At 72.2% G+C, this 8,108-nt stretch carries 8 protein-coding genes; 7 read left to right on the top strand and 1 reads right to left on the bottom strand.

The features are described 5' to 3' along the window. The first annotated feature begins 195 nt into the window (after positions 1-195). The 3 genes from AB0I73_RS39235 to AB0I73_RS39225 all read left to right on the top strand — a co-directional run bounded on the left by AB0I73_RS39235 (position 196) and on the right by AB0I73_RS39225 (position 2,645). Positions 196-354, top strand: coding sequence for an SCO1431 family membrane protein (locus AB0I73_RS39235; RefSeq protein WP_363045179.1), 159 nt, complete (start codon positions 196-198; stop codon positions 352-354). Between the two features lie 64 nt (positions 355-418). Next, complete coding sequence (locus AB0I73_RS39230; RefSeq protein WP_363045178.1) at positions 419-1,075, top strand: TetR/AcrR family transcriptional regulator; 657 nt, start codon at positions 419-421, stop codon at positions 1,073-1,075. Positions 1,076-1,469: 394 nt separating this feature from the next. Further along, complete coding sequence (locus AB0I73_RS39225; protein WP_363045177.1) at positions 1,470-2,645, top strand: acyl-CoA dehydrogenase family protein; 1,176 nt, start codon at positions 1,470-1,472, stop codon at positions 2,643-2,645. Positions 2,646-3,028: 383 nt separating this feature from the next. On the opposite strand, the gene AB0I73_RS39220 is transcribed toward AB0I73_RS39225, so the two are convergent. Then, the gene (locus AB0I73_RS39220) at positions 3,029-3,463 is read right to left on the bottom strand and encodes a hypothetical protein (protein WP_363045176.1); all 435 of its coding nucleotides are present in this window, start codon (positions 3,461-3,463) and stop codon (positions 3,029-3,031) included. Between the two features lie 267 nt (positions 3,464-3,730). Between AB0I73_RS39220 and AB0I73_RS39215 the strand changes: the two genes are divergently transcribed. The 4 genes from AB0I73_RS39215 (at position 3,731) to fxsA (ending at position 8,006) form a co-directional block, all read left to right on the top strand. Continuing rightward, positions 3,731-4,171, top strand: coding sequence for an Lrp/AsnC family transcriptional regulator (locus AB0I73_RS39215; RefSeq protein ID WP_109379411.1), 441 nt, complete (start codon positions 3,731-3,733; stop codon positions 4,169-4,171). A gap of 136 nt (positions 4,172-4,307) precedes the next feature. Further along, positions 4,308-5,924 (top strand): amidohydrolase, encoded by a 1,617-nt coding sequence (locus AB0I73_RS39210; protein WP_363045175.1) that lies wholly within the window; start codon positions 4,308-4,310, stop codon positions 5,922-5,924. Positions 5,925-6,474: 550 nt separating this feature from the next. Then, positions 6,475-7,314 carry a polyprenol monophosphomannose synthase gene (locus AB0I73_RS39205; RefSeq protein ID WP_363045174.1) on the top strand — a complete coding sequence of 280 codons (840 nt, stop codon included), beginning with the start codon at positions 6,475-6,477 and terminating at the stop codon, positions 7,312-7,314. A 110-nt stretch (positions 7,315-7,424) separates the two neighbouring features. Beyond that, positions 7,425-8,006: an FxsA family membrane protein gene (gene fxsA, locus AB0I73_RS39200; RefSeq protein ID WP_363045173.1), complete on the top strand. Its 582-nt coding sequence runs from the start codon at positions 7,425-7,427 to the stop codon at positions 8,004-8,006. Positions 8,007-8,108 lie beyond the last annotated feature (102 nt).

Raw genomic sequence — 8,108 nt, 5'->3', positions numbered from 1 at the left:
GTCGAGGACGCGGAAGGCTGCCTTCTCCCGCAGCGGGCGCCGGCCGACCTGGACGAGGAGAGCGGGCGCGGACTGCTGTCGGACCCCGCTGTGCGACCAAGGACTCGGCCGCAGAAGCCGCCGGCGGTGGCAGGGTGGACAACGGCGCGCGGGGGTCCAGCGCGCACCACCGAGATCCGAGATCAGCGAGAAGCCGTGACCGCGAACGCAGCCACCGTCACCGCTCCTGTCGCCGCCCCCGGTGTTCGTACCGGCGGCCCCCGGGAGGACGGCCCGGACATCCTCGAGCACATCATGGGATGGGTTCTCGTAGTGGTCGTCGCGATGCTCGTGACCCGGCTCAGAATGCTCTGACCTGACCAGGGAGGCGACCTGACATACTGCGGAGGTCCGCCCCCGCAGGAAACCTGGGTCAAGATTGAACATCAGTCAGCAGCCTGCCGTGCGCCCCGGCGCGCGCAGTACCGAGCGTTCGCTGGCACGCCGTGCCGAACTCATCGCCATCGGGCGAAAACTGTTCGCCGACACGTCGTACGACGCGCTCTCGATGGACGACATCGCACGTCAGGCGCGTGTCGCCAAGGGGCTGATCTACTACTACTTCCACTCCAAGCGGGGCTACTACCTGTCCATCATCCAGGACTCGGTGGCCGGCCTGGTCACCTTCGCGGCGGGCGGCGTCGAACTGCCGCCCGCGGAGCGCGTGCACCGCACCGTCGACAGCTATCTGCGCTACGCCGAGCACAACCAGGCCGCGTACCGCACGATCGTCAGCGGCGGTGTCGGCTTCGACGCCGAGGTCCATGCCATCCGGGACGGGGTGCGCGAGGTGATCGTCGAGACCATCGCCGAAGGCGCCTACGGGACCAGTGACATCACGCCGCTGGCGCGGATGGGTCTGCTGTCCTGGGTGTGCAGCGTCGAGGGCGCCACTCTCGACTGGATCGACCGTCCCGTACTGCCCCGCGAGACCATGCGTGAACTGCTGGTGAAGATGCTCGGCGGAGCCATGCGCGCCATCGAGGAACTGGATCCCGCGCACCCGGCCCCGGAGCCCGCCCGCCGCGACGTCTGACGCGTCGGCGTCCGCGGGCTCGATGCCCGGGACGCCGACGTCTGCGATGGGGCGCGTCGGGAGACTGCATCCGGTGTCTCCTCGTGGGGAGGGGAAGCGAAAGTTGATTGACATGAGCGCGACGACTTTGCCGGAGCGGGGCAGCGGGAGGGCTGGCCGACGAGGTCGATGGTGCGGACCGGTTTCGATGTTCGGAAAATTCTTGGAGTAAGCGGTCGTTAACAAGTGACGTGCTCGGGTTGATCGGGCATACTCACAGCTCACAACGGCTGGTCAGCAGCTTCCGAGACCCGGGGGCGACAGCATCGGCCAGGCACCGGAACCACCCGGCGGAGCCGCCCCGACCCAAGGCGCACATCCGCCGATGTGCCCGAACAGGGAGGAGAGCGTCGCCATGTCCGACCACGCCCCGCAGCCGGTGGACCGGCAACTGCCCACGGACGAGGCGCGGGATCTGATCTCGCTCGTCCGCGACATCGCGCAGCGCGAGATCGCCCCGAAGGCGGCCGAGGAGGAGGACGCCGGACGTTTCCCGCGCGAGGTCTTCTCCCTGCTTTCCGAGTCCGGACTGCTCGGACTGCCCTACGACTCGGCGTACGGCGGCGGAGACCAGCCGTACGAGGTCTACCTCCAGGTCCTCGAAGAACTCGCCATGGCGCGCCTGACCGTCGGCCTCGGCGTCAGCGTGCACACCCTCGCCTCCTACGCGCTCGCCACCCACGGCACCAAGGAGCAGCAGGCCGAGCACCTGCCGGCGATGCTCGGCGGTGGCCTGCTCGGCGCCTACTGCCTCTCCGAGCCGTCCTCCGGGTCGGACGCGGCCTCGCTGCGCACCAAGGCGGTGCGTGAGGCGGGGGGAGACTGGGCGATCACCGGTACCAAGGCGTGGATCACGCACGGCGGCATCGCCGACTTCTACACCGCCATGACGCGCACCGGTGAGGACGGCCCGCGCGGGATCACCGCGTTCCTGGTGCCCGGTGACGCCGAAGGGCTGAGCGCCGCCGTTCCCGAGAAGAAGATGGGCATGAAGGGCTCGCCCACCGCGCAGGTCCACTTCGACGGCGTACGGGTCGGGGACGACCGGCGGATCGGCGAGGAGGGCCAGGGCTTCGCGATCGCCCTGTCCGCGCTGGACGGCGGACGCCTCGGCATCGCGGCCTGCGCGATAGGCCTGGCCCAGGCGGCGTTCGACGAGGCACTGGGGTACGCGGCCGGGCGGCGGCAGTTCGGGCGGCCCATCGCCGACTTCCAGGGGCTGCGGTTCATGCTCGCCGACATGGCCACGCAGATCGAGGCGGGGCGCGCGCTGTACCTCGCGGCGGCCCGACTGCGGGACGCCGGGAGGCCGTTCGCCAAGCAGGCGGCCATGGCCAAACTGCACTGCACCGACACGGCGATGCGGGTCACCACCGACGCCGTCCAGATCCTCGGCGGCTACGGCTACACCGCGGACTTCCCGGCCGAGCGCTACATGCGCGAGGCCAAGGTGCTGCAGATCGTCGAGGGGACGAACCAGATCCAGCGCATGGTCATCGCCCGCCATCTCGCGGGGCCGCCGACGAGCTGACCCGGCTTCCTGGCCGGGGTGCCGCGAGCCGGGCCCACTCCGGGTCGTGCCGGCCCGGCAGGGCGCGGCCCTTGTCGGCCCAGGCCCGCATCAGATCGCGGTAGATCGGCGGATCCGGGAGCTGCGGCGGTGGCGGGGAGGTGGTGTGCCCGGCGGGCTGCGGTACGGGCGGCGGAGCGAGGGCACGGCGTTGACGCCCGGTCGTCGAGCGCGTGGGGGTCGTCATGCCTGGGCAACGCGGGAGCGACCGGGCAGGTCACCGACCGCCTGAATAGGGCGTGCGTTCGCGGACGTCCGCTCCGGCCGCCCGCCCGGGTGACGCACCGCGCACGGAATCCCGTCGCGGTGCGCTTGCCGGGCCGCTCCGGCCGGGCCGGGGCGGCTCAGGCGGCGTGGTGCCGTATGACGGGCACCCTGATCGGGCGCGAAGCCGGGCCGCCGACGTGCGAGAAGGGCTGGGTGCGCCAGTCGAGCCCCTGAGGGAGCGTCAACAACAGGGCGGTGTCCTGCTCCTGGAGCGTGGCGGACTCGTCCGCCGGCCGGGCCTCGTCGGCACTGCGGCCGGTGCCGGTGCAGACCGTGAGCCCGAACGGGTTCCACGGCGAGGCGCACAGCGCGTGCTCCGGCAGGACCTCCTCGTCCGCGAGCAGTGCGATGGGCTGCGCGCAGTCCGGGCAGACGACCCGGTACATCTCGAAGGTGTCGTACGCGTCGAGTTCCTCGTCGAGGGCGTCGGGGTCGACGTACTCGGGGACGAGCTCGACGACGGGCTGCTGCCGCTTGGGCGTGGTGCGACCAGGGCGCTTAAGACTCTGCATGGGTTCTCCCCCTCGGGCTGGGCCGTGAAGGCACTGCGGCCTCGACCACAGCAAGCACTTCCCCTCCCCCATCGGAGGTAATCACGAGAACATCACGGAGGCTGTTCGAAAGGTGTGGTGTTCGTCACACTCCGTCCGAGGGTGCTGCCCGCGGGCGGTTTCGTCCCCCGCACGACTCGGGTCGGGTGCCCGGCACATCACGAACCGGGCATGACCTGGACAGCTCGGGTATCCGAGGAGATCGACGGCACTGTAGGTTCTTGCGCCATGGAGGAGCTGGACCGACAGATCGTGCAGCTGCTCGTCAAGGACGGGCGGATGAGCTACACAGACCTGGGCAAGGCCACGGGCCTGTCCACGTCGGCCGTGCACCAGCGGGTGCGCAGACTGGAACAGCGTGGCGTCATCCGCGGCTATGCCGCGGTCGTCGACCCGGATGCCGTCGGTCTGCCCATGACCGCCTTCATCTCGGTCAAGCCGTTCGACCCCAGTGCCCCCGACGACATCGCGGACCGCCTCGCGGGCGTGCCCGAGATCGAGGCCTGTCACAGTGTCGCGGGCGACGAGAACTACATCCTCAAGGTGCGGGTGGCCACCCCGCGCCAACTGGAGGAACTGCTCGCACGCGTGCGCTCACTGGCGGGCGTCTCCACCCGGACGACGGTGGTCCTGTCCACTCCGTACGAGGCCCGTCCGCCGCGCGTCTGACCCGCACCCGCGCGGGAGTGCGCCGCGCGTGCGCGGCGCGACCGGACGTGTGGCGCGCGGGCGCAGCGGTGCGGACGTGACGTGAAGGGCGGCCCTGGGTGCGGGCCCGGCCCCGCGAGGGGCGACACTGTGGGTCATGAGTGAACGCACCGCCCCGCCGCACACCGTCCTGCTCCGTCGCGGCGAGGTCCACAGCCCCGCCGACCCCTTCGCCACCGCGATGGTCGTCGAAGGCGGCCAGATCGCCTGGGTCGGCTCCGAGGGCGCCGCCGACTCCTTCGCGGACGGCGTGGACGAGGTGATCGACCTCGACGGGGCGCTGGTCACCCCGGCGTTCACCGACGCGCACGTGCACACCACGGCCACCGGGCTGGCCCTCACCGGCCTCGACCTGTCCGACGCCCCCTCCCTGGAGGCCGCGCTGGTCCGGGTACGGGAGTTCGCCGCCGCCCGTCCGGCCGACCGGGTCCTGCTCGGCCACGGCTGGGACGCGTCCCGATGGCCGGACGGCCGCCCCCCGACCCGTGCCGAACTCGACGCGGCCACCGGCGGACGCCCTCTCTACCTCAGCCGGATCGACGTCCACTCCGCGGTCGTCACCACCGCGCTGCTCGACCTCGTCACCGGCGAGATCGCCCGCGAGGCACCCGGCGAGGCCCGGCCGCTCACCGGCGACGCCCACCACGCCGTACGCGCCGCCGCCCTGGGTGCCGTCACGCCCGCCCAGCGCACCGAGGCGCAGCGTGCCGCCCTGGCCCACGCCGTCTCACTGGGCATCGGCACCGTCCACGAGTGCGGTGGCCCGGAGATCTCCTCCGAGGACGACTTCACCGGCCTGCTGCGGCTCGCCGCAGAGGGCGGTGGCCCGCGCGTCGTCGGCTACTGGGCCGAGCGGAACGTCGCCAAGGCCCGCGAACTGGGCGCGACCGGAGCCGCGGGCGACCTGTTCGCCGACGGGGCCCTCGGCTCGCACACCGCCTGCCTGTACGAGCCGTACGCCGACGCCGGCCACACGGGCACCGCCCACCTGGACGCCGCCGCCGTCGCCGCCCATGTCGTCGACTGCACCGAGGCGGGCCTCCAGGCGGGCTTCCACGCCATCGGCGACGCCGCCAACGGCGCGGTGGTCGACGGGATGCGCGCCGCCGCCGAGGAGGTGGGCATCGCGCGCGTGCGGGCCGCCCGGCACCGGGTCGAGCACGCCGAGATGCTCACCCCCGAGACCGTCGCCGCGTTCGCCGAACTCGGCCTGACCGCCTCCGTCCAGCCCGCCTTCGACGCCCTGTGGGGCGGTGAGGACGGCATGTACGCCCGGCGCCTGGGCGTGGCGCGGGCCCGCTCCCTGAACCCCTTCGCGGCCCTGCTGCGCGCCGGTGTCCCGCTCGCCTTCGGCTCGGACAGCCCGGTCACGCCCCTCGACCCGTGGGGCACCGTCCGGGCCGCCGCCTTCCACCGCACGCCCGAGCACCGGATCTCCGTGCGGGCCGCGTTCACCGCGCACACACGGGGCGGCTGGCGGGCGATCGGACGTGACGACGCGGGCGTCCTGGCGCCGGGGGCCCCCGCCGACTACGCCGTGTGGCGCACCGGTGACCTCGTCGTACAGGCACCCGACGACCGGGTGGCGCGCTGGTCCACCGACCCCCGCTCCGGCACCCCCGGGCTGCCGGACCTGACCCCGGGTGGTGACCTGCCCGTCTGTCGGCGCACGGTGGTCGGCGGACGCGCGGTCTTCGTACGGCCGGGAGAGTGATCTACGCGGACCGCCCGGTGACGAGCACGTGCCGAGCCCCCGTCTCGCGACCTGCGCATCCTCCTCGCCGGCCAGACATCTGAACCGCATTGCGCAGGTCAAACGTCTGTTGGCGGGAAGCAGCGGGGGGAAAGCTAGGTTCGGCGGGGTCCACCATCGGACGCCCGACCGGGGAAGTTCCGCCCACTCGAGGCAACGCCGCTGGGTCAGGGACGGTGTGCCGCACCGGGCACCGTCACCGGGAGCCAGGCTCAGCGTCGGCGCGGCGCGAGGGAACGTTCCGGTGGGTCGGGAAGGTGTGGCCCCGGGTGGGGCCGGGCGCTCAGTAGACAACGGCTTCAGGTCGACTCGCAGCCGGCGGGTCCCAGGTCGGACCGAAGGGCGCCGGGCCCCCATCCGCCGTACACCGCACCCGGGGCCTTCCCCGCAGAGGGAAGGCCCGCTTCTACCCGATCTTCGGAAATTAGCACCATCATATGAACGTGATGCCATGTCGGTGCAGGCTGTGACCACTATGGTGGGACCCTGAACATGACATGAAGGGGCAGTTGTGAACGACGGCGACGGGACCCGCGCGGCGGAAGCCCAGGGGAGGACTTTCGGCCCGCTCGGCACGGCCTTGGTGATCATCCCGACCTACAACGAGGCGGAGAACATCAAGGCGATCGTCGGCCGGGTGCGCAGGGCCGTCCCCGAGGCTCACGTTCTCGTGGCCGACGACAACAGCCCCGACGGCACCGGCAGGCTCGCCGACGAACTGGCCGCCACGGACGACCACGTCCAGGTGTTGCACCGCAAGGGTAAGGAAGGCCTGGGCGCCGCGTACCTCGCGGGCTTCCGCTGGGGTGCGGAGCGCGACTACGGCGTACTCGTCGAGATGGACGCCGACGGCTCCCACCAGCCCGAGGAACTGCCCCGTCTGCTGACCGCCCTCAAGGGTGCCGACCTGGTGCTCGGTTCGCGCTGGGTGCCCGGCGGCCGGGTGGTCAACTGGCCCAAGTCCCGTGAGTACATCTCGCGCGGGGGCAGCCTCTACTCGCGGGTGGCGCTCGATCTGCCGCTGCGCGACATCACCGGCGGCTTCCGCGCGTTCCGCCGCGAGACCCTGGAGGGCCTCGGTCTGGACGACGTCGCCTCCCAGGGCTACTGCTTCCAGGTCGACCTCGCCCGTCGCGCGGTCAAGGCCGGCTATCACGTCGTCGAGGTGCCCATCACTTTCGTCGAGCGGGAACTCGGCGACTCGAAGATGAGCCGCGACATCGTCGTCGAGGCGTTGTGGCGGGTCACCGCGTGGGGCGTGGGGGACAGGGTCGGCAAGGTCCTGGGACGTGAGGACGCCAAACGGACCGAGCAGTCGCAGCGGGCCGAGCAGACGAAGCAGGGCGGGTAGGCGAAGGGGCCCGCTGGGCGGAAGGGGCGGGCCGCGCGTGCGTCCACCGCCCCGGGGCCCCGCCGGTCCCGCTTATCCCGTGCTGAGCAGGGGCCAGGCACACTGGGAGCATGACGACTGGCGCTCAGACCCCGAACCCCGCCCGGCCCCGGCGCTCCCGGCTGCGCACCGTCCTGCCGCTCGGCGTCGCCGCGTGGCTGGTGCTGGAGATCTGGCTGCTCACGGTCCTCGCCGGGGCGTCGAACGGGCTGGTGGTCTTCCTGGTGCTGCTGGCCGGTCTGGTTCTCGGTTCGGTGGTGGTCAAGCGAGCCGGCCGACGTGCCTTCGAGAACCTCACCGAGACGCTGCAGCAGCAACAGAGCGGCGTGCTGCCCGAGCCGCGGTCGAACAGCGAGGGCAACGGCCTGATGATGCTGGGCGGGCTGTTGCTGATCATCCCGGGTCTGCTCTCCGACGCGGCCGGTCTGCTCCTGCTGGTGCCCCCGGTCCAGAAGGCCGTGAGCCGCTACGCCGAGCGCACCTTCGAGCGCAAGCTGCGCGAGGCCGCCCAGGGCTCCCTGGGCGGCGCCTTCCAGCAGGCGCGTATCCACCGGCCCGACGGCAAGGTGGTCCAGGGCGAGGTGATCAGGGACGAGCGCGGTACTCCGCCGGGCGACTCCCCGCAGGAACCCCGGCCGCCGCTCCCGCGCTGAGGGCCGAGCCGAACGCACACAGGACCGCGAGTGGTGGCCCCCGCCTCACCGGCAACGTCCTCGAGGGCAAGGACCTGGTCGGCTTCGGAGCCGAGCCCGGCG

This window comes from Streptomyces sp. NPDC050388 (assembly GCF_040655635.1).
In the GTDB taxonomy this organism is placed as follows: domain Bacteria; phylum Actinomycetota; class Actinomycetes; order Streptomycetales; family Streptomycetaceae; genus Streptomyces.
This window is presented reverse-complemented; position numbering and strand designations above follow the sequence as displayed.

Coding starts and splice junctions, on each gene's coding strand:
- AB0I73_RS39225 (WP_363045177.1), top strand. CDS start 1,470: ATGTCCGACCACGCCCCGCAGCCGGTGGACCGGCAACTGCCCACGGAC.
- AB0I73_RS39220 (WP_363045176.1), bottom strand. CDS start 3,463: ATGCAGAGTCTTAAGCGCCCTGGTCGCACCACGCCCAAGCGGCAGCAG.
- AB0I73_RS39215 (WP_109379411.1), top strand. CDS start 3,731: ATGGAGGAGCTGGACCGACAGATCGTGCAGCTGCTCGTCAAGGACGGG.
- AB0I73_RS39210 (WP_363045175.1), top strand. CDS start 4,308: ATGAGTGAACGCACCGCCCCGCCGCACACCGTCCTGCTCCGTCGCGGC.
- fxsA (WP_363045173.1), top strand. CDS start 7,425: ATGACGACTGGCGCTCAGACCCCGAACCCCGCCCGGCCCCGGCGCTCC.